This is a genomic window from Methanosarcina mangrovi (assembly GCF_052057765.1).
Taxonomy (GTDB): Archaea; Halobacteriota; Methanosarcinia; order Methanosarcinales; family Methanosarcinaceae; genus Methanosarcina.
This window is the reverse complement of sequence record NZ_CP195120.1, coordinates 4,680,277-4,704,974: the sequence shown is the minus strand read 5'-3', so window position 1 is coordinate 4,704,974 and position 24,698 is coordinate 4,680,277. Positions and strand designations below refer to the sequence as shown.

17 protein-coding genes and 1 pseudogene are annotated in these 24,698 nt (G+C 41.4%); 9 read left to right on the top strand and 9 right to left on the bottom strand.

Annotated elements, in window-relative coordinates:
* Window positions 1-648 precede the first annotated feature (648 nt).
* The 5 genes from ACSAZL_RS20695 (at window position 649) to ACSAZL_RS20675 (ending at window position 6,060) form a co-directional block, all read left to right on the top strand.
* On the top strand, window positions 649-1,278 hold the full coding sequence (locus tag ACSAZL_RS20695) for a CBS domain-containing protein (RefSeq protein ID WP_440946439.1): 630 nt from the start codon (window positions 649-651) through the stop codon (window positions 1,276-1,278).
* Between the two features lie 310 nt (window positions 1,279-1,588).
* Complete coding sequence (locus tag ACSAZL_RS20690) at window positions 1,589-2,383, top strand: CBS domain-containing protein (protein WP_440946438.1); 795 nt, start codon at window positions 1,589-1,591, stop codon at window positions 2,381-2,383.
* A gap of 370 nt (window positions 2,384-2,753) precedes the next feature.
* Complete coding sequence (locus ACSAZL_RS20685) at window positions 2,754-3,755, top strand: CBS domain-containing protein (protein WP_440946437.1); 1,002 nt, start codon at window positions 2,754-2,756, stop codon at window positions 3,753-3,755.
* Between the two features lie 389 nt (window positions 3,756-4,144).
* The gene (locus ACSAZL_RS20680; protein WP_440946436.1) at window positions 4,145-4,990 is read left to right on the top strand and encodes a CBS domain-containing protein; all 846 of its coding nucleotides are present in this window, start codon (window positions 4,145-4,147) and stop codon (window positions 4,988-4,990) included.
* Window positions 4,991-5,283: 293 nt separating this feature from the next.
* Window positions 5,284-6,060 carry a CBS domain-containing protein gene (locus ACSAZL_RS20675; RefSeq protein WP_440946435.1) on the top strand — a complete coding sequence of 259 codons (777 nt, stop codon included), beginning with the start codon at window positions 5,284-5,286 and terminating at the stop codon, window positions 6,058-6,060.
* A gap of 251 nt (window positions 6,061-6,311) precedes the next feature.
* On the opposite strand, the gene ACSAZL_RS20670 is transcribed toward ACSAZL_RS20675, so the two are convergent.
* On the bottom strand, window positions 6,312-7,103 hold the full coding sequence (locus ACSAZL_RS20670) for a TIGR00266 family protein (protein ID WP_440946434.1): 792 nt from the start codon (window positions 7,101-7,103) through the stop codon (window positions 6,312-6,314).
* Window positions 7,104-7,287: 184 nt separating this feature from the next.
* On the opposite strand from ACSAZL_RS20670, the gene ACSAZL_RS20665 reads away from it, so the two are divergent.
* The gene (locus ACSAZL_RS20665) at window positions 7,288-8,460 is read left to right on the top strand and encodes an RNA ligase (RefSeq protein ID WP_440946433.1); all 1,173 of its coding nucleotides are present in this window, start codon (window positions 7,288-7,290) and stop codon (window positions 8,458-8,460) included.
* A gap of 13 nt (window positions 8,461-8,473) precedes the next feature.
* Here ACSAZL_RS20665 and ACSAZL_RS20660 read toward each other — a convergent pair whose 3' ends face one another.
* The 3 genes from ACSAZL_RS20660 to ACSAZL_RS20650 all read right to left on the bottom strand — a co-directional run bounded on the left by ACSAZL_RS20660 (window position 8,474) and on the right by ACSAZL_RS20650 (window position 11,312).
* Window positions 8,474-9,427 (bottom strand): phosphate signaling complex PhoU family protein, encoded by a 954-nt coding sequence (locus tag ACSAZL_RS20660; RefSeq protein ID WP_440946432.1) that lies wholly within the window; start codon window positions 9,425-9,427, stop codon window positions 8,474-8,476.
* A 558-nt stretch (window positions 9,428-9,985) separates the two neighbouring features.
* A complete protein-coding gene (locus ACSAZL_RS20655; RefSeq protein WP_440946431.1) occupies window positions 9,986-10,240 on the bottom strand; it encodes a hypothetical protein in 255 nt (84 codons plus the stop codon).
* Window positions 10,241-10,358: 118 nt separating this feature from the next.
* Complete coding sequence (locus ACSAZL_RS20650) at window positions 10,359-11,312, bottom strand: nuclease-related domain-containing protein (RefSeq protein WP_440946430.1); 954 nt, start codon at window positions 11,310-11,312, stop codon at window positions 10,359-10,361.
* Window positions 11,313-12,830: 1,518 nt separating this feature from the next.
* On the opposite strand from ACSAZL_RS20650, the gene ACSAZL_RS20645 reads away from it, so the two are divergent.
* Window positions 12,831-13,328 carry an arsenate reductase ArsC gene (locus tag ACSAZL_RS20645; RefSeq protein ID WP_440946429.1) on the top strand — a complete coding sequence of 166 codons (498 nt, stop codon included), beginning with the start codon at window positions 12,831-12,833 and terminating at the stop codon, window positions 13,326-13,328.
* Between the two features lie 127 nt (window positions 13,329-13,455).
* Here ACSAZL_RS20645 and ACSAZL_RS20640 read toward each other — a convergent pair.
* Window positions 13,456-14,633, bottom strand: a pseudogene (locus ACSAZL_RS20640) (IS256 family transposase).
* A gap of 356 nt (window positions 14,634-14,989) precedes the next feature.
* Window positions 14,990-15,970 (bottom strand): aminoglycoside phosphotransferase family protein, encoded by a 981-nt coding sequence (locus tag ACSAZL_RS20635; protein WP_440946428.1) that lies wholly within the window; start codon window positions 15,968-15,970, stop codon window positions 14,990-14,992.
* Between the two features lie 656 nt (window positions 15,971-16,626).
* Here ACSAZL_RS20635 and ACSAZL_RS20630 point away from each other — a divergent pair.
* On the top strand, window positions 16,627-17,811 hold the full coding sequence (locus ACSAZL_RS20630) for a glycosyltransferase family 4 protein (protein WP_440946427.1): 1,185 nt from the start codon (window positions 16,627-16,629) through the stop codon (window positions 17,809-17,811).
* 117 nt (window positions 17,812-17,928) lie between these two features.
* Here ACSAZL_RS20630 and ACSAZL_RS20625 read toward each other — a convergent pair whose 3' ends face one another.
* Window positions 17,929-18,156, bottom strand: coding sequence for a hypothetical protein (locus ACSAZL_RS20625; protein WP_440946426.1), 228 nt, complete (start codon window positions 18,154-18,156; stop codon window positions 17,929-17,931).
* 354 nt (window positions 18,157-18,510) lie between these two features.
* Window positions 18,511-18,849 carry a hypothetical protein gene (locus tag ACSAZL_RS20620; RefSeq protein WP_440946425.1) on the bottom strand — a complete coding sequence of 113 codons (339 nt, stop codon included), beginning with the start codon at window positions 18,847-18,849 and terminating at the stop codon, window positions 18,511-18,513.
* Between the two features lie 972 nt (window positions 18,850-19,821).
* Between ACSAZL_RS20620 and ACSAZL_RS20615 the strand changes: the two genes are divergently transcribed.
* On the top strand, window positions 19,822-20,769 hold the full coding sequence (locus tag ACSAZL_RS20615; protein ID WP_440946424.1) for a phosphotransferase: 948 nt from the start codon (window positions 19,822-19,824) through the stop codon (window positions 20,767-20,769).
* A gap of 125 nt (window positions 20,770-20,894) precedes the next feature.
* Here ACSAZL_RS20615 and ACSAZL_RS20610 read toward each other — a convergent pair whose 3' ends face one another.
* The gene (locus ACSAZL_RS20610; protein WP_440946423.1) at window positions 20,895-24,485 is read right to left on the bottom strand and encodes a PKD domain-containing protein; all 3,591 of its coding nucleotides are present in this window, start codon (window positions 24,483-24,485) and stop codon (window positions 20,895-20,897) included.
* Window positions 24,486-24,698: the final 213 nt, after the last annotated feature.

Here is a 24,698-nt window from a genome sequence, read left to right as displayed (position 1 = left end):
AATTTTAAATCCGGAAAATTTTATGTAAAAAAATTAATAAGTGAGTTCCAGTGGAAATAAAGGGGTCTGAAAAAATTCCTGTGAGAAAAATCAATAGCATCATAAATATAATTCTGAATGTTTTATTATGTTTAAATTTATTTTCGAAGACGAATTTCTTCCCTGCTCCGTCTCCCTGATATTTTTTCAAGAATTCTCGATGTTTTTCATTCTGAGCAAAAATCTCCAGTGGAAATAGAGGGGTTGTGAAAAAATTCCTGCCGGACTTCCGTAAACCTCTTTGGGAGAAAACGAAAACTTTAGCTTCAAAAAAAGGTTTCTGCGCCTTTTTTTCGTAAACCATTGTGTTTACGAAAAAAAAGAAATGCCGTTATCATTATGTACTATAGACTCGTATATATAGTGTTATAAAAAGGTCTTAGAAGTGCGGGAAATACCTTTAGAGGGAAAAGAGCCGGAAGGAACATTTGAACGGAAAGCTTACCGGAAAGCCGGCTTTTCAGGGTTTGATTCCAGAACTGTGTAAAATGAGGAAGTTAAAAAGGATCTGGAAGGTTTTTCCACAGGAAACTGGAAACCTGAAGAGATTTTAATAGTAAATTTGCCGGTTTTTGGGACGCTGAAAGAATAAAGGGGGAACGGCAGTCAATGGTTGATGAACCCGAGAGGGAAGCAGGTACTGATATTCACAACAGGGAAATTGAGAGGGAGGTCTCGGTTGCTGAAGTGATGAATAAAACAGTCATCACGATGGACATTAACACAGATATTTCTGCCATTGCAAGGGAAATGACCCAAAACGATGTGGGAAGCGTAATTATCACCCAAAACGAAAAAGCCATGGGGATCATTACCGAAAGGGACCTTGTGAGGGGTATTGTTGCAGAGAACAGAAAACCAGGGGAAGTAAATGCAAGTGAAATCCTTTCCACCCCGCTGCTAACTGTAGGACCTGAAACAAATGTCGTAAAAGCTTCCGAAATCATGTTAAAAGCCAATATTAAAAGGCTGCCAGTCCTGGAAGACAGTACAATTATAGGAATTATTTCTCACACCGACATTCTGATGATTACACCCGGGCTCAGCACCATTCTCAAAGAACTTATCGATATGAACCGGGAAGCTCTCCTCTCCACTCCTGCAATTGAAGAAGTCGAAGGAGACTTCATTACAGGAATATGCGAGTCCTGTCTCTATCATTCAATAGACCTCAAATTAGTTGACGGCAGGTATTTGTGCGAAAACTGTCGGCATGAGGAAGGGGAAGATTATGAGTGAATTGCTAAGATCCAGCTTAAGACCGCCTGGTTTTTGAGGTCTTTTACCTCTGGGCTCAGAGAATTTGAGATTGGCCTTCAAAGGTTATATTGACTGCCAACGAAAAATAAAAGCTGGGTTATGGATACAAAACTAATCTATGGCTGTCAACTCTGATCAATAATCTTTGACTAACAATCTTTGACTAACAATCTTTGACTAACAATCTTTGACTAACAATCTTTGACTAACAGACTTTGATTAATGAGACTTCAACATCGGGACAACAGTAACTGGAATAAAATAAACCAAAAAGAGAGGAAAAGTAACAATGAATGTCAGCGAGATTATGTCAGAAGGGCCTATAAGTATCAAAGAAGGGGATTTCGTAACTCACGCCCGTCAGCTGATGCGTGATTACTTGCTCCGAGGTCTTGTTGTTGTTGATGAGGGAAACAGGCTTGTGGGAATGCTGAATGACCAGGATATCATGAGGGTTACGTCCACGCGCTCAAATGTCACGGTGGGCGGATATGCAAGGCAGTCCCCAACAATCACTCCGGATATGGATGTTGTGAAAGCTGCAAAATTGATGGTGCAATCGAAACAGAACAGAGTTCCGGTTGTCAAATCAACAACAGACCATACGGTTGTAGGAGTCCTGAGTGACGTTGATATTCTCCGAAATGCGGAACTTCCCAGAAGTGCTTCAAAAACGATAGACACAGCTATGACAAAAAAAGTCAAAACCTGTTCGCCGGACGAAAGGGTCTCCAAGGTCTGGAATTACATGACAGAGACGGATTATACCGGGATTCCAGTCGTTTCAAAGAAAGGCGACCCTATCGGGATGATAACAAGAAGGGATATAATCAAATCAGGAATTTTGAGAATGTCCGTAGAAGATGAACGAGCCACGAGGCCAAACGAAAGCCCCAAAGTTGAAAAGATTATGTCAACTCCTGCATACACGCTTTCAGAGAACGATTCCGTTAAAAGTGCGATTGAAATGATAATTCAGCATGATATCGGAAGAGTTACTGTAGTAAATGAGCAGGGGAAAATATCCGGAATCGCTGACAGACAGGATCTCATGAATGCCTTCGTCAACGGGTGGTCGGAGTAAGACATAGGCGGCAGAGCCGAGCATCTAAATGTCTTTAATGACATTTTAACCCTTTTAAGAGAAAAGTTTCCAGTGGAAAAGCAAATTGATCACGGAACTGATCACATATTACATGAGAGGCAATAGAGAGGTTTCCGCTCAAAAGTATTATAACGATTAAAGATTATAATTAATAAAACTTACAGATTGACAAACAAAAGTAAGTGTTCAGAAAGATTCGAGAGAAGATTGCTTTAGGTTTTGTTTGTTTCCAGCAACAACCATGAGTCTGCTAAAAATACTAATTGCAGACCCGGGAGAAAAACTTCTGCAAAATACAGGTAGAGGAAAAACGGAAGATAAAAAAAGCAATTAACTGCAACTCGATTCGGTGATACTATTGAACAAAAATACGACATTTGTACCAGTCGAAAAAATGAATATTCAGCCGCAGCCGAACAAATCAGGTAAAAAGGCGCACCAGAAAGACCCACATGCGGTCAGCAGCATGGGCACAATGAGAATAGGCCCCAGTTTCAAGTCCCGCATTTCGGAACATGAGGGAAAAATTCTTGCCCTGGCAACAAGGGATGTAGTAACCCTCCCTCCCACTGCAACTATCATGGAAGCAGTCAGGATTATGACTGAAAGAAGATTCAGGCGTATCCCGATCACAGACGCTGGCACAGGGAGACTGGAAGGAGTCGTTACCTCTGTTGATATTATCGATTTCCTGGGAGGCGGCAGCAGGAACCTTCTTGTCGAAAACCGTTTCAAAGGCAACCTTCTGGCTGCAATAAACGAAGAAGTACGCCAGATTATGCAAACCGATGTTGTGTACCTCAATGAGCAGGCAGATTTCAAGGATGCCGTTACAACAATGCTTGAAAGGAGGACGGGAGGCCTGCCAATCGTAAATGATGAAATGCAGGTCGTTGCAATCTTTACCGAAAGAAATGCCGTGGAACTGATGGGTGGGATTGTGACAAATAAAACCGTTGATGAATATATGACCAAAAATGTTACAATGGTAACAACAGATACGCCCATCGGACATGCAGCAAAAGTAATGGTGCAGAACAGGTTCCGAAGACTTCCTGTAGTAAAGGACGGAATTTTTGCAGGAATAGTCACTGCCTCGGATATTGTCCATTTCCTTGGAAGAGGGGATGCATTCAGCAAACTCACAACAGGAAACATTCACGAGGCTCTGGACCAGCCTGTAGGCTCCATTGTTTCACAAGAACTGATCTGGACCAGCCCTGGCACAGATATGGGAAAAGCTATGGAAATCATGCTCGAGAAAAAAATAGGCTCACTTCCGGTTCTGGAAGATGGGATGCTGCGCGGAATTATTACAGAGAGCGATTTCCTGAGAGGGTTTGACCTTTAAACAGGAGTTTTAAACGGGAATAAAACTTCTGCTAAACCTGAACAGAACTAAACAAGCCAGAATGAAGCCCGGAAAAGATCTGGAAAAAGATCCGGGCTTGATTTAAAGAGTTTGGAAAAGGAGGCAAACTTTCTTGGCTGGACAGACCAGAATAAACCCTGTATTCTGGATTTCTTGAGAGCTCTGAGCGTAGCTGATCTCGAAATAGCCGAAGATGCTTTCTAACTGCCCTATACTCCCCAATCAGTCTGTACTTCTATAGGACTTGCAGGAAATAGGCAGAGATTATGCAAAATATAGGGATTTACAGCTAAATTGTAAAGTTCGCGTTTGATTCAAAAACTATAATTGTTAATACTTATATATTGTAGAAGTGAAGGAGGTATTCAATGAATGTGGCGGACATCATGAGTTCACCTGTGTATGTTATAAACATGGATGAACCCGTGTCGCATGCAAGAAAACTGATGTTGAGACACAGAATCAGTACTTTGCTTGTCCTTAACGAGGGCAAAATGGTGGGAATCGTCACGAAATCAGATATCAGCAACCGTCTGGCTCAGGCCGAACCTCTCTGGAGGAGAAGGCCTATCGACCAGATCCCGATTAAGTTGCTGATGACAGAATCCGTAATCACCATTTATCCCGAAGCCTCCATTTCCCAGGCAGCCGCCTTAATGCTTGAGAACGGAGTGCATGACATTCCGGTGGTAAAAAACGATATTATAGGTATCGTCACCAGGACAGATATCGTGCGCTATGTTGCCGAACACTCGGACGAAATAGGTACAAAGATCCCAAGAATGATGAATGAAGATGTCGTTTCTGTTCACAGGCACCACACAATCAACCATGTGATAGACGAAATGAACAAAAACGAGATCGAAAGAGTGATCGTTAAAGATGATGCAGGAAAACCTGTGGGAATTATCTCAAGAAGAGACCTTGCCTTAAACATCTTAACTGACAATGAAGGCAAGCTTTCAACAAAAAGCATCAAGATGGCCCGGAAATCCTCGCCTGCAGGTCAGAAAACTTACAGATATGTAAAAGAAGTGCCTTTGACAGCGGAAGACATCATGGTTGCTCCAATAATATCCATTGATGTAAACGAAAAAATCAGCGGCGCTGCAAAAAAATTGATCGAGGAAGAGGTAACGGCCCTGCCTGTCAGTGATGGTGATGAAATAGTGGGAATCCTGAGCAGGACCGACATCATGAAATCCGTGCTCTGAAAAGCGGATCAAGAACTCGAATAATAAAAAAGGAGCAAAATGCCTTTAAAAATATAAGAAGTAATTGGCTATATACCTTTAAAAAGACAATAAATAATCAAATATGACAGTAAGTTCACAACAGCACGTATTGTACGGAGGTATGTACGGCAAAAAAAGGAACAGAAAGGAACAGCTGTAAGCAAAAGAAGGATGCGAAATAAGGATTTGGAAAAACGGATTCTAAAGGTCTGTAAAAACGAAAGTTGTAAAGAATTGAAACTAAAACTCTGGATACGCATGAGGTGAAATGCATGCAAGTTAAAGACATAATGGTACAACCACACAAGATTGATAAGTCAGACACCATATCTCACGCCCTTGATCTCATGGAAAAAAAGGATACAAAGCGCCTGCTGGTAGTGCATGACAACCAGGTGCTAGGTGTACTTACCATGAGAGGTCTGACAGAACAGCTCGGAACCCGCAGGAAACAGAGCAAACCCGCATCCTCTTTGCATGTTGCAACAGCCGTATCCGACAACTTTGTAAAGGTTTTGCCAGATACTGACGCTAAAGACGCCCTCACCCTGATGAAAAAGAAAGGAGGCGTGATCATTGTCACCGACAATGGAAACGCAATGGGCTGGGTAACCCCGCAGGAGTTTATGAAAGTAAATCACTTCATAGGCTTTGCCGGAGAAGTAATGGAAAAAAACCCGATCATTGTCAGCCCCTCAGACCGTGTAAGCCACGCCAGACGTCTTATCCTCGATAAGAATGTGGGAAGGCTGCCGGTAATTGAAAACGGGAAGCTTGTGGGAATCATTGCAGAAGACGATATCGCTTTTGCTATGCGTTCCTTCAGGGACCTGGTAGCTGACAATCAGCAGGACTCCAGAATTAAAAACCTGCTTGTTGGGGACATTATGACCCGGAGTGTGGTCAGTGTGTACACTAACACTCCTCTTCCAGATGCGGTTAATACCATGCTGGAACACGATGTCGGAGGTGTTCCTGTCCTCAATCTGGAAGAAGAACTGGTTGGTTTCCTCGCACGCAGGAATATCATAAACACAATCCAGGAATAAACTTCAGAGAAAAGAGAGAGGGAAAAAGGTCTGCCCTTCAAGGTGCAGACCTTCCTGATCTTTTAATATTTCCTGTTTTACCCGTTTTCACTAACTTATTAACCTTATTTTGAGATCGGCTTTTGTTTGCCTGGAGTTACTACCCAGCAGTTGTTTTTAGTAGTTTACCTGGCAGTTACTACCCAGCAGTTGTTTTTAGTAGTTTACCTAGCAGTTACTACCCAGCAGTTGTTCTTACTAGTTATTTCTGTTTAGAAAGACTTGTCTCCGCCAAGAAGGCCACCGAGGATATCGCTTCCACCAATGCCGGTTTGTTCTCCTCTATTCTGATGGGAAGCTGAAGCTGCATAGATTCTGTCAGCGAGGCGTGAGAAAGGCAGGCTCTGCATATACACGGTTCCCGGACCTGTCAGGGTTGCGAGGACAATTCCTTCGCCTCCAAAGAGGGCATTTTTGAAGTCCCTGGACCAGGTTATGTCGTAATTTACAGTTTCAGTAAAAGCTGCCACACAGCCTGTGTCAACATGGTAAGTCTCACCCGGAGCCAGCTCCTTTCTTACAACCGTGCCTCCGATATGGACAAAGGCAAGGCCGTTCCCCCGCAGCCTCTGGAGAATGAAACCTTCACCACCGAAAAGCCCTGCACCGATCCTGCGGGTAAAAGCCACTTCCACATCCACGCCACGGGCAGCACAGAGAAAAGCATCCTTCTGGCAGAGGATACTGCCTCCGAACTTTGAAAGGTCAAGGGGGATAATCTTACCCGGGTAAGGAGCCGCAAAGGCCACATGTCCCTTTCCGGAACCTTTGTGAATAAAGCTTGTAATAAAGAAACTCTCCCCAGTCAGAGCTCTTTTCAGTCCTTTTTTCAGACCTCCCAGGAGCCCGCCCCCTTCACTGCCCATACTTGTCTGCATCTGGATTCCGGGCCCCATATAGGCCATAGCCCCGGCTTCTGCCTGAACAGCCTCGCCTGGATCAAGCTCAATTTCAACGATTTGCATATCGTTGCCAATAATCTCGTAGTCGATATCGTCAGCCATTTTGTAGCCTCTTGACTTACATTGAAATTTAAGTACAGAAGAAATTAGAAGCCACATATTTAAAAAGATTTTTGATAGATTGGATTATTCTTTAGAAAAAAATCGATTTCTTGTGAATGGACCTGTCCTGAAGCTCAGGAAAGAAATGATAACTTATTTCATGCCTGAACACAGATAGACAGATATGAAAAAAGAGGAGAATGGGGAATTAGATCCTGACTTTATAAGCCGGCTTGCGAGTTTCCTGGGCTTTGAGGAAGAGAGAGTCCAGCACCTTTTTGAAAAGAAGTACCTTGCCTGGAACTGGGGAAAACACGAGCACATGCTCCGTTTCGACAAGGAAATTTCCCATATCGAGCATGGGACCGTACTTTATGAAAAAGGCGGTTCTTTTGAAATTATTATGGGCTTCCCGAAGATCCGGAGAGCCATGGTCCTGGACCCCACACTTAAGAAACACTTCAACGGCCTCAGTAAGCTGGCTGTAGAAGAAAAGATGAACGGGTACAACGTCCGGGTAGCGCAGGTCGACGGAGAAATCCTTGCAATCACCCGGAGCGGGTATATCTGTCCCTACACAACAGAAAGGGCAAATGTAAAACTGAACCTGGAGTTTTTTGAAGCTTTTCCGGAGCTTGTGCTCTACGGGGAAATGGTAGGTCCTGACAACCCATACGTCCCAAAGGCCATCTATGACATCGAGTCCGTAGAATTTTACATCTTCGATATCCGGGAGAAGAACACAGGAAAACCCCTGCCCACGGCAAAAAGGCGTGAGCTGATGGAAAAATACGGTTTTTTCCAGGTGAGGTCCTTTGGGGAAATTCCCCTGGAAACAGCCCCCGAAAAAATCGCAAACATCATCCGGGAACTGGGAAAAACCGAGCATGAAGGCGTGGTCGTCAAAGACCCGGAAATGGTTCTTCCCTCTCTTAAGTACACCTCCTCCCAGAGCAACTGCTCCGACCTCAGGCACGCTTTCAAGTTTTACAACGAAGCAGGAAGAGACTACATGCTCTCCCGAATAGTCCGGGAAGGTTTTCAGACTGTTGAATGGGGAGAAGACGAAACCGAGTTCAAGAAACGCTGCATACAACTTGGAGAAAGCATACTAGCCCCCCTGAGAGAGTCAATAAGAAGTGTAAAGGATGGGGAAAGGCTCCACGAAGATGTCAGGATTCGGGTCAGGGACCCGAAAACTGCGACAGAGTTTGAGAATTACCTCAAAAGGCTTGGGGTGGATGCAATCTTTGAGGCCCCGCAACCGGTAGGAAACGAGTATCTGGTAAACATCAAGAAAGTAAATAAAAGCACCAATGATAAAACTCAGGCGATATGGGAAGGAGAGGTCTGGTAACAGGATTTCAGGTTCAGATCTGCTTTACATTCATGTTGATTGAAACTTCTGCTATATCGGCGCTATATTCGGCTACCCTGCGCAGGCTCTCCAGAATCATGCTAAGTGCAACGTTACGCGGACTTCCATCATCCCGGGACTCTAGAGAAATCCCGAACTGGGAAACATTTTTGGCATCCACAACAATTTTGTTGATAGCCCGCAGGTCTTCTTCTGCTATTAAATCTATAGAACTTTCAAAAACTTTTCGTGAGAGTTCAGCCATTTTAAAGATGGGGTCGTCAGCATTTATTCCTGAATCCATTTTCAGGACATTCGTAGCTATCTTGACCGCGTGATCTCCTACGCGCTCGATGCTTTTTATAATAAGCCTGTACCCCAGACAATCTCGTGGATTCCTGATACCTATTTTTTCAGCAAGTTCTATATCATCAAGTGAAGCCTTGAGCTGGCGGACAGCAAGAAGATAAAAGCGATCGACGTCATCGTCTCTCTGGATCACGTCTTCGGCAATTTCCACATTATGGTTACGAAGAGCCGTCATGGAGTCCAGAAGCATGGAAAGCACAAGTCCATACATGTTTTTTATTACCCTGCCAAGGGGAAGGTCAGTGTAATTAAGCAAGCACAAGAAGACCAGTTCATTCCTGGATTCTTCCACAAGTTCGAGACCTATTAATTTCTGACGCACCGAATCTTTGATAAACTTGCGGTCATAAGCACTGAAACCTTTGCTGGTAGTCAGCCTGAGAGAATCATAACCCGCAAGATAATGAGAAATAATAATTCTGAGATTGTTTTCTGCACTTTCGGTGTGGAGATAATCTATAGATGCCTTAAGAACAGAACGTTCTTTCGAAACCACATTTGAGGAAACTAAGAGAGTTTTGTTCGGCATCGGTGTAAGGTTCAGTGTGTCTCCTGGTTTAAGCCCTATATCTCGAACCCATTTTATAGGAAGGGACACGATATAGGTAGAATTTCCGGTAAACTGAATTTTTCTTCTATCCTTGGTAATAAGTAATCCTCCTTAAGAGGGCCTAAGTAGTTCAGCAGAATCTATATAGACAATGGGCATATATAAGGTTATCTTTAAAGTATCATTACAAATCTCCCAGGTTCTCTGTTGCCTACAATCTTTGATACAGAGAGGATTTGAAAATGAATCTGGAAAAGTGAATAATTAGTAGTGATGTAAACAAGTTAAACGAATGTATAAACGCACATCTGTACGGAATCTCAGGGGATAATCTGCATATATAATACGGCTTTCTATCAGATTTACCCTAAAGAGTACTTTTTAGTTTCAAATAGTACTATTTAGAATACCTTCAAAAGATATATATAAGTCCGTGTTCAGTGAGTGAGTGTAGGTCAGATCCGTGACTGCTCTACTATGAACATGAATTGAGAGACCTAACGTAGTTATGTATCTGATGTGAGAACCCCACAACTCTTCAACACACCAGCTTTTCTAGGCTGTAGGTATGACTTCCCCACAGCCTGGAAGACCTATTTTTAATGTTTATTGTAGAACTTTGGATTTTTCAAGCTCGGTAGAAAGTGTTGCATGTGCTTGAAAATCATGCATAAAATAAGAAAACAGGTCAAGAAATGTTCTTTCACCGTATTCTACCAAAGGCCGCCCGGAACAAACGGAACCAAAACCTGTAAAAAACCAGTCCTTCCAGATTGGAGAAAGCGAAGCCCCGTATGCAAAGGTAAGGAGAAGGACGAGGTTTGCCCCGCCCCAGGTGCGGAACCCTGCGTCAACGGCCAAAAGTTGCCTAAAGATGAAAAAGAAATGTTTAATTTACAATCAAAGTTGCACTGGTGCACCCTGCTGCAAGCTAGCAGGGTATTCGACTGAAAATAAAAATGAAATCGAATAATCTTAATTAACCTCTCACTCGAGGAATTAATTTTTCAGCAATCTCATGGGCTTCTTCTTCAGAGAATACTTGAGGAGCTCTCCGTATATGGCTGCTTAACTCATTTGTGCGTACTACATATGTGTGCTTTCCTTTTATATGTGGCATGTCTGCACCGCTAATAGCTATTACTGATTTTATTTTAATCTCATTTTTTGCAAGATTAAAATAAATTTTCTCAAATATGTTTCCGTATTTCAAGCTGTTCAAATATTTATATGCAAGATAACTGCTTCTCCGAATTTGATCGTAAGGAGTATAAGAGTCTTCACTGAATACTTTTTGGACGTATTTAGAGCTCCAGTTCTTCGTCTCAATAACAAAAACTCCGGTCGGGCCTACAACCATATGGTCTATTTGTGCTGACCTTAATTTTGATCCGTCGAAGTTTATATACTCGTCAAGTTCCAAAAATAGATCGTTGAGCAGGAAATAATCGTCAGGTAAGTCCTGAAGGTTCTTAATCACTTTCAGTTCTCCAACTGCACCACTATACTCTGGAGAATTCTTGATTTTCTCAATATATTCGACGCTTTCGCATAGTGGACCCATCCTCTTTTTTACTTCATCGTTTTTGTTATTTTCCAGATAAGTACATTTTTTAGTCAAAAGTTGAAGTTCAGAATATTCTTTATTCAATAGCCTGTCAATTTCTTTTTGAGGATTGAGTTTCAAATTCTGTAAAAGTTTTCTTTTATTGTATAAAGTAAATTTAGCACTCAAAAATGAAAACAATGAACTTAAGCTAAACTTGATGCTCCTTAGTTTGTCTATTTCTCCTTCAAGGTTTTTGACTCGCAGGCTAATATCGTCTTCGATTTCCAATGATTTGGATTCGATTGTTTTTTCAAGCTTTTCTATTTCAGCTTCCAAAAGGCTTGTATCAGCATCAACGCTAGCAAGTTCCTGTGGATATCTCACCTCATACTCAGCTTTAAGAGATTTTTCCTCTTTAGAGATGTCATCAAAACATCTACACTGAAATCCAAATCCTCTGGCACTTTCAATTAAACTCTTTTCGGCACCCGAATACCCGCAAATTGTAACGATTTCAATCCCTACCTCTATTTAACCATTTAATTTTTATGTAAATTTTCTCCAGATCAATAAAGTTGCAGAATAAAAATTATAGTACTGAGACTTTTTTCGAGAAGTACTGTACTAAAATCTCACCGGCGACTATTAAAACTCAAAAAATAGAGGTATAAAAATTTACTTGCCATGTCCTGTGAGTCCTTTAATAGATAGTTCATTTTACTGCCTAAGCTAAAGTAAAGATTGCTTCCAGAACCAGGTATTATGTTTTACCGATATCGATTATAAGACAGCTCTTTTAGCTTGACATTAAATGTTACATTGTAGTCTCAGTTATTACTATATAGAATCCATTCAAAAAATATATATACTTTGAAATCTAGTAAGTAAAACTTGTAGATCAGATCAGTGTCTGATCTATGAGGGACATGAATTGTGGCTTGGCGAGTATAAGTTTGAATGTGAAAACCACATCAACCAACCTACCGACTGTCTTTCTAGGCTGTAACCATAGCTTTCCCAATCAGCCTAGAAAACCTACTTTTGGTGCCTGCTGTAGAACTTTGGGTTTTGACGTGGTTTCACAGGCAAACTTTGAACTCATGGACACGAATTGCTTTTGAATTTCGATTAAATACGTTTCTGCATACTAATTATGAGTCAACTTTTTGGCAAGGTTTACCTTTAAAAACACCCTTTAGTTTTTGATAGTACTATATAGAATACCTTCAAAAAATATATATATCTCTATGTCTATCAAGTGAATGTCGGTCAAATCCATGACTGCGCTGCTTGGGACATGAATTGGGCGGCCTGGCGCAGTTATGGATCCGAGTGTGAGAACATACCTCAACTCTTCACCACACCAGCACTTCTGGGCTACAGGTATAACTCCCTGCAGCCTGGATTCTGTTTTTGATACTTACACTCCGGTGACTGTTTTTAATGCCCGAATGTGACTCGAAAAAAATAGAGGATGGAAACAATTCAAACTTGGTAATATTTGTTGTACCATTTTTCAGATCCAGCTTAAAAATTACTCTTTAGTTTCAAGTAGTACTATTTAGAATACCTTCAAAAGATATATATAAGTCCGCGTCTATCAATTAATTGGAGGTCAGATCCGTGACCTCTCCACACGAATCTCGGAATTAAGTAGCTTGGTGAGTATAAAATCTAAAGCGCGAAAACATAAACCCGTCGAACATACTGTCTCTCCGGGCTGTAGGTATAGCTCCCCTGCAGCCTAAAACCTATTTTTTGATGCTTATTGTAGAACTTTGAATTCTGATGTAGTTTCACAGGTAAACTTTGTACTCATGGTCACGAATGGTTTTACGAATTCTTATCGTACAACTTTTCAAGAATAAACCTTTTAAAAACAGCTTAGGAGGAACAATCATAATGATAATTTGTATCATGTGCAATAATGGTAAGATGACATCAAATACAGGATCACAAGAAAAGAAAAAGGTTCTCTTTCTGTGCACCCACAACTCAGCCAGGTCCCAGATGGCCGAAGGCCTTTTGAGGGCTATTTATGGAGATCGATATGAGGCTTACAGCGCCGGTGTCAGGGCCACAACTGTTAATCCTCACGCTATTCAGGTCATGAAGGAAATTGGAATCGATATCTCCGGTCAACGCTCCAAAACCCCCAAAGAATTTCAGGATACAATTTTTGACATGGCGGTCACGGTCTGCGATAGGGCTAAAGTGTCCTGTCCCATATGCAGCACGAACCTGGAGCTCCCGACCGAAGCTCCCAGAGCAAGAGAAGTAATTCATAAAAGCTTCGAGGATCCTGCTGCAGCTGTGGAACCAGAGGAAGAGCAGCTCAGAGTCTTCCGCCAGGTCAGAGATGAGATTAGAGACTGGATTTCTCAGACATTTGGGAAATGATAAACAAAAAATATTTCTTAGTTAGGAAGTCGATTTACAGTCTCACCTCTGAGAAATCAAAAAATTTGGGCAGTGTGCCAATTTTTCTGTAAAATTCTCTCTATATCCTTTTAGTCTTCTTTTTTGATTACTGTTCCATTATTAAATACTTATTTCCTGTGATCCAATCTTCATTAATATCGATCAGTATTGAGACAATCAGTCTCAATACTGATTCCTGGTTAAGGAATGCCCCTACCACCTTGCTTCTTCTTTTTATCTCCTTGTTAGTTCTTTCCATGATATTTGTTGTCCTTATTCTTCTCCAATGACTCTTTGGAAACTGCATATAATTCATTACATCATACTGAAACCTTTCAAGGGTATCAGCTGCGCCTTTATATCCCATCTTATCCAGTTCCCTTATCAAATCGCTGTATTTCTGACGGTCTACCAATGCTTCTTTTATCTTCTCTGCTACTTCTTTTTGCTTTTTTTTTGGAACCTTTTTTAGAGCTTGTCTTGTCAGATGTACATGGCACATCTGCCAGCTTGATCCAATAAAGGATTCTCTAACTGCTTTTTGTATTCCTTTATGACCATCAGAAACAATTAACTTGACACCTCTTAAACCTCTTTCTTTCAGGTCTTCGAATAGATCTTGCCAGAGTAGGGAGTCTTCACTATCTGCCAATCTTGTTCCAAGAATCTCACGATAACCGTCATCCCTGATTCCAGCAACTATAAAGAGAGCTTTATTTTCATAATGAAGTCCGTCTCTTACTTTCAAATAGGTTGCATCGATAAACAGATAAGGAATTTCTTGTTCTATTGGCTTTGAGAGGAATTCAGAAACCTTTTCATCAAGCTCTTTTGTAATTCTGGAAACAGAAGAGGCTGAGATTCCCTTAATTCCTAAGGAAGTCATAACCTTATCCACCCTTCGGGTGGAAACACCTTGCAAGTAAGATTCAGCTACAGCGGATAAGATGGCCTGTTCAACTCGAGAATATTTCTCAAAAACCTCTGTTTCAAAGGGAAATTCACGGAATTGAGGCTTTAATAATTCAAGCTCTCCATACTTGGTAAGGAGAGTACGGGGTTTGTAACCGTTTCTACTGGCTTTGCGAGAATCAGTTCTCTCATAACGTTTTGCACCAGCCTGGAGGAGGGCTTCCTCCTCCATTACAAGGTTTAAAAACCAGGTAATTAACTGGCGAATTCCATCTTCCTGATCGAAAAGATAATCTTTTATGAGTGAGAATAAATCTACCATTGACTCTGCATCCTGTTTTTTTGTGGTGAAGAAAAAGGATACAGAGTCAATCATATTTTACAGAACTTTCGGTACACTGCCAAAATTTGCAATAATGGGTAAAACTCAGAGGGGAGATTATAGAAGAAAACCTGGTAGTTTCCAACACATTGGGCAGGAAAAAGCTTGGTGCGATTTTTACTAATGCAGGTATTTGGAAATGGAATGAAAAACTTGGAAATGGAATGAAAAACAAAGAGGAATGAAATTTTTGCTTAATTCAGAGAACTGGAATGAAAAACTACTTTCTACTTTGATAATTTGTTGAATCGTAATAGAAGCAATTACGATATATTGTCCTTCGGATTCTAACAGAGAACAGTATCATTAGACATGGTGAGAAGGGTATCAAGAGTTAGTAAAGCAACTACATTTTCTCTATTGCTTTCAGACAGTTCTTTGCTTCTCTCAGGAGATAATGCCTGTATTTTGCGTTCCATTTTAGTATGGCAATTCTCAGCAGGCCGTAAGCCATATAAAAAGGAATTACTTTAGTTATTTTACGAAACTCTTCTTCATTTCTGCTGTAATGCCACAGGAAATGACTAATATACGGCTCTGCCCTCCGACTCGACCCTTTCCGCGCAAAGTAGTGCTTCAGTTCGGCGCAAAGTATCCCTAAGTCGCATGCGAAATGCCCATGCCCGGATGCCAGCTCCAAATCGAGAAGAAACGGTCTTCCTCTATGGAATATATAGTTAACAGGAGTGGCATCGTTGTGGATAATACAACCTTTTTCCCTATCCAGAAGAGGACTGTGCCACCATTTCCCAAGCAGACGCTTATAGTTTTCTTTTTCATGCCGGCTAATTTTGAGGTGCTTCAAAACATAATTAAATTTTGAAAATTCTTTTTCTTTATCGTAATACGTCTGCGTATTATCGTGAAGCTTTCTGAGCATATCTGCTACGAGTCCTAACTTTTCCTCAAGCTTTCTCCTGTGATTGAAATACCAGAATAAAAACCTGCCAGATACGTATTTACAGACAAGGACACAACTGAAATTTTTATTTATTGCAATCGGTTCCGGGACATCAATTATTTTTCCAGCTTTTTTAAGGTATTCATATTCTTTTTTCATCAAAGCATAACTATCGTATTTTTTTATCATCCCTGTGGGTATTCCGAAAAATTTAGCTATAACACTGAATCCTTCCCCTTTGAATTCGTATCTGCATATCCTGTGCGACGCATGACTGAGTTTAAAGACACGAACTTCGCAGTCTTTATCCTGTATTCTAGCCCCGAGCACTTCGACAAGCCAGTCCCTGAAAATATCACCTGACTTAACCGTCCTGACATATTCAAAATATGCTACAAATCCCCCTCCCTTCGTTATTGAAAACAACTTAAACTTCCCTAAGGACCAACTTAAATTCCCCAAAGACTATACGCGTTCAAACTGATAAATCGATAGCATTAACCTCTCAACTGTATTTAGCATCAATTTAATCAACTTAACCATAACCTGATTATGTACTGCAAATACTTATAGACCCATAGGTCATGTCGACTCGCCAGCTGGTTGACATTTCATCCTTGATTAAAACAAATAATATATATAAAGAGCCAGGAATATAATTAGTTTGGAACTCAAAATCGAATAGGTTATCAAATCTATTTTTTTGGGGAGGGGGAAATGAGAAAAAAGCCAGTTATTGACAGCTTTTTATTTAACTTATTTTGGGTAATATAATGCACAGGTAAGGCAAGATATTTGGAGCTAGAATTGAGAATTTTTTAACAGTTTTTGACTGTAATATTCCGTAGATTATAACGCAGATTATAAAAAATGAATAAACCTGGACCTGGATACCTGTGCAGCCGTAGGGATTGACTTTTAAGCCAGTAATCTTTCAAATAAACTACCATAAAACATGCATTCACCAGAAAAGTACTAAAAGCAAATACCGTAACTGCTAATGCTCGATTGGCCCTTCGATGAAAGACGTTGGCAAAATGAAATAAAGGTTTTGGGAAAGTTTGACAAAAAGGAGTAAGTCTATGAGAAGTATCCAGATAGGAATGTTTTCCTGGGAGAGCTTGCATTCTATACGCATAGGAGGAATTTCACCCCATGTATCTGAGCTCTCTGAAGCCCTTGCTGCAAAAGGGCATAGAGTTCACCTATTTACACGAGGACATGAAAATAGCGATGAAATAATCAATGGCGTCAACTATCATAGAATCGCCTGCGATCAAAATGGGGATATAGTGGAACAGATGAACCGGATGTGCAATAGTATGTACTTCCGTTTCCTGGAGGTAAGAGAACGAGCAGGTGAGTTTGATATCCTGCATGGGCATGACTGGCACCCCGTAAACGTTCTCTGCAGGCTAAAGGCACAGTTAGGGCTTCCCTTTGTCCTGACCTTCCACAGTACAGAATGGGGACGCAATGGAAACAGACATGGACACTGGTGGGAAGCAAAGGAAATATCGCACAGAGAATGGCTTGGTGGATATGAAGCTTCTGAGGTGATCACTACCTCGACCGTACTGAAGAATGAAATCCAGCTCATTTACCAAATTCCCGACTATAAGATCTGGGAGATTCCTAATGGCATAAATGTGGGAAAAATAAAAAGAAAAATTGACCCCGGAAAAGTGAAAAAGCACTATGGTATTCATCCATCTCTTCCAGTTGTGCTTTTTACGGGAAGGATGTCTTATCAGAAGGGACCTGATCTGCTGGTTGAAGCTGCAGCAAAAGTCCTGAGGAAAAGGGATGCCCATTTCATGCTCATAGGAGAAGGGGATATGCGGGCTCAATGTGAACATCGAGCTCGAAAACTTGGCATTGGCAATTCCTGCAATTTTCTTGGTTATGCTCCGGACAATACTGTCATAGACTGGTTCAATGTCTGTGACCTTGTATGCGTCCCGAGCCGCAACGAACCCTTCGGAATAGTCGTGCTTGAAGCCTGGGATGTAAAAAAGCCTGTAGTGGCAAGCGATGCGGTCGCACTTGTGGAGAATTTCAAAACAGGCGTTATTTCTTACAAAAAGCCCTCTTCCATCGCCTGGGGCCTTAATTATGTTCTTGAAGGACTTGGGAATAATAGGATGGGGAAAAAAGGCCACGATCTTCTCAAAGAGAAATATAACTGGAAAAAAATAGCTGAAAAGACTCTTGAAACGTATGAACATGTGATTGATAAAAAAATCAAAGGCAGGAAAAGTAGTTGAAAAGCAAGAGCTCAGAGCATCGGGTTCCATTGTCCATTAAACCATTCGTATGCCTGGGATCCTTTTAGTGGAAAGGCTGTTGCAATACCAGCTGTTAGTTGACTGATAATCATCACTTTATGCATAGGCGGCTGTATAAGCCTCTTCTTCTTTGAGTCTAATTATTTTTCCGTCACTTTCTAAATTCTTCACGGCCTGCGTTATATATTCGTTTGGAGCTTTTATACGGTTTTGGATATCTGCGTATGTTACGATCTTGTTCTTAAGTACGAATAATTCAATGTCGTCTTCCAGTGTTATGTTCTCACCGCCATTTCTAACTAGCAAATATAAACTTGATTTCACTAGATTGTACTTTATGTAGATATAATTTGCCTTTTATGCGTATATATATTGCATCTTTACATATTTTATATGTATATATATTGAATAGTGTAGTAATATTGTGTCTATATACTTAAGTTCGAAAAATTAAAAATTTATTTATACTTGTAATAGTCATTTTCATGCATGTGAATGTGTTTCTGTTAACGTTTTTACGAAACTTCTGTATTAAGTGTATAAAAATACGGAAAACCGGATGGTGCCGAGGAAAATGTTATCGGGCTATTAAATAAGGAGAAGCATTTAAACAAGAGGTCGTAAATTGATTGAATCTAGAAAAAAGAGGATAGTGAGTAAATTTAACCAATACTCTTTTTATTCAGTTCCGCAATGCTTCGATATGAACATGTCAATTGCTTTTCTCACAGCTCCCCTCAAACTACCGTGGTTTCCAGCAGTCGCCAGGAGACAGATATTCTCAGTCAAGTCTTCAAATTCTGATTTCTCGAACATACTCCACTTATCAAGAAGTTTTTTCAGTTCGGGTGATGCCGGGGCACCACCGTACAAACAGTGATGAACGTCGTCGTGTAGATCAAGGAGCAGTTTAATCGATTCGTTTGCGCTCAATTCATCACCGAGAGATTCCAGCCGATTCAGGTTATCATCACTTATAAGTATCGATTTCATTCGCCTGCCGCCATTTTCACCCAATAAGGCATCACTTTATCCGGGTGCTATGTTTCGATGTATTCTTTCGGTTTCTGGTATCGTGTCGACTTTTATCCACAATAGGGAAAAACAATGTTCCTATGATATTTCGACGGCATACTTCCATGTTTGTAAGCCGTCGGTTAGTTTTCCTCCCAATACTTCATGAAGTCCTGTTCCATTTCATGACACGGATTATCAGTTTCATTCTTCATTCTTCAACCTCGTTGCATTATCTATACATTCACACTCTATTTTTTTTACACTTTCATCGAGACTTCGACATATCCGCAAACTATACAACCCACACCGAACTTTCTTCTTTTTTGCTTACCATCAACAATTTCAGTGTACTCCAATCGATGCAGGTAATCTTACTCACATTCCGGACACAATTTTTTAAGATTTCCTTTTCTATCAGGCCTTCTTGTTGTCTACGCTTCGGTTTTTTGAATCTTTACTCCCTTACTATCTGCACATCCTTTAATAGTGTCAGTATGACCTAATCGACATCCGATATATTTAAATGTAGTGTATAGAAAAGCAGTATATGTATAGACTGCGCCAGTGCATATATAGAATTTTTTTATTTCTGCATTTTATTGGAATTTACGTTGGAGTGGAAATAGAGGGGTAGATTCCTGGCAAAATATTAAGATTGAAATTAATCTTGTATTTTGGATGATTCCAGTGGGATTTCACGATGATTCATAGAATGGGGGGTCAAATTAGATCGGTCGCACGACTCTTAGATTCTACAAAAATATAGGAATATTAGAGGGCAGGAAGTAAGGTCCTTAGAATTAAACACCAGCAGTAATATAGTTACCCGATCAATACAATAGATTATACTGGCAGATCTTATAGAATCAAAGAGTGAAATTGACTTTTTCGTGATATTAGAAGTTTCAGAAAAAATAATCTGGATAAAGAACATAATTGCTGGAATATTTATTGAAACGGGGGTCATTTGAGGTGGAATATCGCCATGTTAACACTTTAAGCCCTGGGGATCCTTTCAGGGACTGGCTTGTTAAGAAAGTTACAGGATGTCGACTTCAGGATAAGCAGTGTCTGGTTAATGTCTTCAAACATAATTCTTCACACACTGTCTGTAAGTATCAGTTCGAGGGTGAAAATTTCAGCGTAATGGCAAAGTTTTTTTCCGAACCTACCGGACGATTGAAAGATTATAACCCTTACAAAGGTATGATGAACGAATACAGGAACCTGAAGCATGCGGCTTCCATAATAAACGTTGCAAAGCCCCTTGCAGTACATAAAAAATACAACTGTGTTCTTGTAACCGAATATATACCTGGAAAATCTTTGGGCTGGTACATAAAACGTGAAGAAAAACTCTATGAACGGCTTGCTGCCGTGGCGCACATGCTTCGACACCTTCATGAAAATACGAAATCCTCTTACAATAAGGAAAAAGAATTCAAAAATTACCATGAAGTACTGGGTCATCTAAAACTGGATCATGATACCAGGGAGACTTTCAATAAATTGCTTGGAAAATGGTGGTATAGCTCCTTGCTCGACAGGGAGTACGGTTGTATGGTTCACAGAGACGTTACTCCCGCCAATTATATATTTTATAAAGGTAAGCCCTACGCGATTGATTTTGAAAGCTCCTGGTTCCAGGCACATCCTGTAAGAGATCTCGGGATCCTTACTGCAGAACTTAAAAAAGAATTCGAACTGCATAAAGGCGGAGGCTGGAGAGCCGAACCATATATAGGGAATTTTCTATGGGAATATTGCAGGGATGAAAAGGACTTCACCAGCATTACCGGCGTTTTACCTTTTTTCATGAGCATAGGGTTACTTCGTTCGGCACGGATTCATGGGGGCCATAACAGAAACTACTTGATAAAAGAAGCATGCGAGTGCTTAAAGGCGATTAATAGAGGTTAAACAAAAAAGGAAATTGTATGATGAGGCTTCTGGTGAGAGAATACACCCGTCATCCACCAGCTTCCTCAAACATTCGAGTCTGTATATGGTTCAGGTTTGCCACTTTCACCTTCAGCGAAGAGGATTTAAAGCGTATCGTTGCCTGAAAATGTTGTATTGCCTGAAAGTGTTGTATTGCCTGAAAGTGTTGTATTGCCTGAAAGTGTAGTTTTGTTCGTTACGGTTGTTCCGTTAAAATCGCTGATCTCTGAAGCTGACGGTTGAGGCTTGCCTGTTACACTAATTGTTGCCTGAGAGCTACTCTTATCTCCATTGCTTCCGGTTGCAGTCAGAATCACCGTGTAATTGCCTTCAGTGGTGTAAGTGTGACTCGGATTCTGATCAGTTGACGTATTTCCGTCACCGAAAACCCATTCATATGACACTGCGTTTTGAGACTCGTCGGAAAAGTGGACCGTAAGTGGGGATTCCCTACCTGTCCTGTCCTGGGTGAAGGCAGAAACTACTGCCGGTGTTTCGGTGATAATGATCAGCATGTCCTTTGTGGCTGAGTTGCCTTTACCGTCGTTTACCGTCAGAACAACATCATAGTTACCTTCAGCTGTGAAGGTATGTTTCGGATTCTTTTCAACCGATCCCGTCCCATCACCAAAGTCCCATGACCATGCCGTAGCGCCACCTTCAGATGCATCAGCGAAATGAACTTCACACGGGGCTTCTCCGCCGGTCTTATCGGTGACGAAGTCAGCGGTGAGCAGGACAGGGCTTTCAGCAACACTAATTGTCATTGTTTTTGAGGCAAAGCTAGTACCGTCACTTACCGTCAGGTTAACAGTCCAGGTTCCGGCTCTGAAGGTGTGCTCAGCATTCCGGGTCGTTACTATGAGACTATCATCGCCAAAGTTCCACTTCCAGGAAACTGCGCCTGTCGATCTATCGGTGAGCTGAACACTCAACGGGTCAAAACCACTCGTTTTGTTAGCATCGAAGTCTGCAATGAGTGGAGCGGACGTGACAGTTATCAGTATGTCTTTTGTGGCTGTGTGACCTTTGCCATCATCGACTGTTAAGACAATATCGTAGCTCCCGGTTCTCGTGAAAACATAGGACGGATTCTGTTCCGTTGATTTGCCAGCGTTGTCTCCGAAGTCCCATTCGTAGGTAATTGCACCAGTTGATGCATCTGTGAATGCTACGGACAACGGTGCAACGCCACCTGTGTGGCTAGCTTCGAAGTTTGCCGCAAGTGTAACAGGTGTCTCGGTAACAGCAAGTGTCTCATTGACAGTGGATGTCTCATTGACAGTGGATGTCTCATTGACAGCAGGTGTCTCATTGACAGCAGGTGTTTCAATAACGGTTATGATTATCTCCTTTGTATCCCCGCCTGCAGGACTGTCAGGGTTTGTTACCGTCTGAGTAACGTGGTAAGTTCCAGGGGTATTATAGACGTGTGAAGTGTTTCTGCCACTGCTTGTGCCTTCACCACCACCAAAGTCATACATGACTGTAGATTCCGGCATGGTAGTGTATTGAGATTTATCTGTGAAGTCAACTTTTAGAGGTACGTTCCCACTTATGGGAGTTGCTTCAAAGTCAGCCACAGCGGGGGTAAGCACGCGGTTTACATATATCTGAACATCTGCAGTAAGTGTGCCATTCGGGTTTATGACAGTCTGAGTCACATTGTAGGTTCCGACAGCCGCGTAGATGTGTGAAACATCCGTTCCAGTCGCTTCATTATCTACAGTGTCCCCAAAGTCCCATTTTGTGGTGACTGCATTCCGGGCAGTGCTGTGGAAATTAACGGTGAGAGGTACAGTTCCACTGCCATCTAACGGATCAGTTACGAATCCGGGCACTGGCAGGACAGGTTCGGGAGTTGGAATTACTGTCTCATTCTGTTCGGCAGATTCGTTCTGTTCAGAAGATCCGTCGGCCCATGGTACCGTCGTCAAGGTCTCATTATCCACTTCATCAGAAGTTGTTGATGCTCCGCCACCTAAGCCGCCAAACATCGACTGGTTAGAGGTCGCATCCTGAGTTTGTGACTGGTTTGTTGGGATTTCATTAACGGAGTTGTTAACTGTCGACCGGTTAGAATTCCCGCTGGAACCACATGTGGAATCAGTTTCAGATTGCGAGTAATCAATAACCACTAATTTGAACTGTACGTCCCCACAGGCAGGATCGGTACTAACTTCATTGACAGGAGGTTTCTCAGCAATTATGCATGAGTTCTTCTTCGTGTTATTGAGATCTCCGGTTATTGCTACTATGAGTGGCACATCATAGATACTTGGACATGTGACTTTAGACTTATTGCATACCGTCACGTTTTCCGTTACGTTTTTCAACGGACAGGTATTGTTTATGACGGGAACATAAATTATTTCATGTAAATCCGTATCAGTTATGTTAGTCAGGTTCGTTAAGTCTGTGATATTGTTATTCGTACATGTGTTGTTTGTTGTGTTTTCAAAAGTCGAAGTGCTGTTAGTATCGTTTATGCATGTATTATCTGTTACGTTTTCAAAGATTACTTCTTCTAAAATCGAATTTTCAGTTATATCATTTTCCAGGCTTATTATGTAGTCGCATAACCATTCTACACCGTCCCATGTCCAGCCGGAAGCTGTATTATGAATGGTAGGGTTCTGCAAGTCGTCTCCGATCGACTCTGCTCTAAAGACGTTTCCATTAAAATTATTGAAGAAACAGTTATTTGATATGGAGATCTCAGCATCCCGTCGGTTGTTGATGCCGTATCCGGTGCCGGACTGAGATATTGCAGGATGCTCAGCTGTGTTAATTATGATATTTTTTTCGATACTGGTATCTTCCCCGCCGTCCAATATCAGAATGCCTGCATTATTGCAGCCATCAAACACATTATTACTTATGTTTGTGCCCTGTACCCCGTCAATCGTGATGCCTGCAGTATAATAGATGTTGTAGGATACCCCATCTTTTAATATCCGATTGTGGTCAATCGTGATGTTTTGACAGTTGTCCGAGCCCGAATCATATGATATTAGCCAGATGCCGGCTCCCCATGTTTCATTAATCATATTGGCAAATACCCTTACATTATCCATCGTGCCTTTCGAGTCCTCTATCTGTATGCCGGGATTCCCCCCCAAACTGTCAAGTTGTGCATTTATCCTGTTACAGAAGAACTGGACATCTTTGGAGTTCCAGATCCGGAGTCCCGAGTTTGTCCTTGTTGTCAGGGTGTTATTCCATGCTGAGATATTTTCCGAATCAATTCCAAAAAAGCAATCATGGCCCAATTTATATGCAACATTATTGTAAAATTTAACATTACTGCAGTATTTCGTCCTTAATCCGTCCCCTTTGCCGTCATGAAATACGCAGTTCCGAACAATTACATCGCTACAGCTTATTAAGTGGATGCAATTATAGTATCCTCTTCCATGCGGAGTCTCATCATTCCCGTCGGCGTTGACATTAAACTCTATCCCTTCTATCGTGACGTTGTGTAACCCCGTACCCTCCATAAGAGGGACCCAGGCGGACCAATCCGCACTATCAGGTATCGTAATTACAGTCGAATTCTGTCCGTTCAGTCTGAGATCGGAAGATAACGTGATCGGACCTGTTAATGTGTATGTCCCGGATATGGTGACATTTCCACCATTTTTAATCAATTCATTAATCGAACCCTGCCCGGAAGCTCCAGCGATTCCAGGCAATAACAAAAAAGATAAAAGCAAAAAAGCACCAAATTTTTTTAATGTAGTCACTTCGACACCTCACTATTTTTTCAGATTTATCCCCTCCATTGTAAGGTAAAGGGGAATTTCTGCCTCTTCCCTATAATTATGCGTAACTGTAATCCGATTAGAACTCTCAATCGGCTGTAGAGACTTACTTTGAGAAGGAATCAGGGGCCTCATGCCGTAGTC

Excerpts from the sequence above, each read along its gene's own strand:
- ACSAZL_RS20695 (WP_440946439.1), top strand. The coding sequence starts at position 649 with ATGGTTGATGAACCCGAGAGGGAAGCAGGTACTGATATTCACAACAGG.
- ACSAZL_RS20690 (WP_440946438.1), top strand. The coding sequence starts at position 1,589 with ATGAATGTCAGCGAGATTATGTCAGAAGGGCCTATAAGTATCAAAGAA.
- ACSAZL_RS20680 (WP_440946436.1), top strand. The coding sequence starts at position 4,145 with ATGAATGTGGCGGACATCATGAGTTCACCTGTGTATGTTATAAACATG.
- ACSAZL_RS20675 (WP_440946435.1), top strand. The coding sequence starts at position 5,284 with ATGCAAGTTAAAGACATAATGGTACAACCACACAAGATTGATAAGTCA.
- ACSAZL_RS20670 (WP_440946434.1), bottom strand. The coding sequence starts at position 7,103 with ATGGCTGACGATATCGACTACGAGATTATTGGCAACGATATGCAAATC.
- ACSAZL_RS20665 (WP_440946433.1), top strand. The coding sequence starts at position 7,288 with ATGAAAAAAGAGGAGAATGGGGAATTAGATCCTGACTTTATAAGCCGG.
- ACSAZL_RS20645 (WP_440946429.1), top strand. The coding sequence starts at position 12,831 with ATGATAATTTGTATCATGTGCAATAATGGTAAGATGACATCAAATACA.
- ACSAZL_RS20630 (WP_440946427.1), top strand. The coding sequence starts at position 16,627 with ATGAGAAGTATCCAGATAGGAATGTTTTCCTGGGAGAGCTTGCATTCT.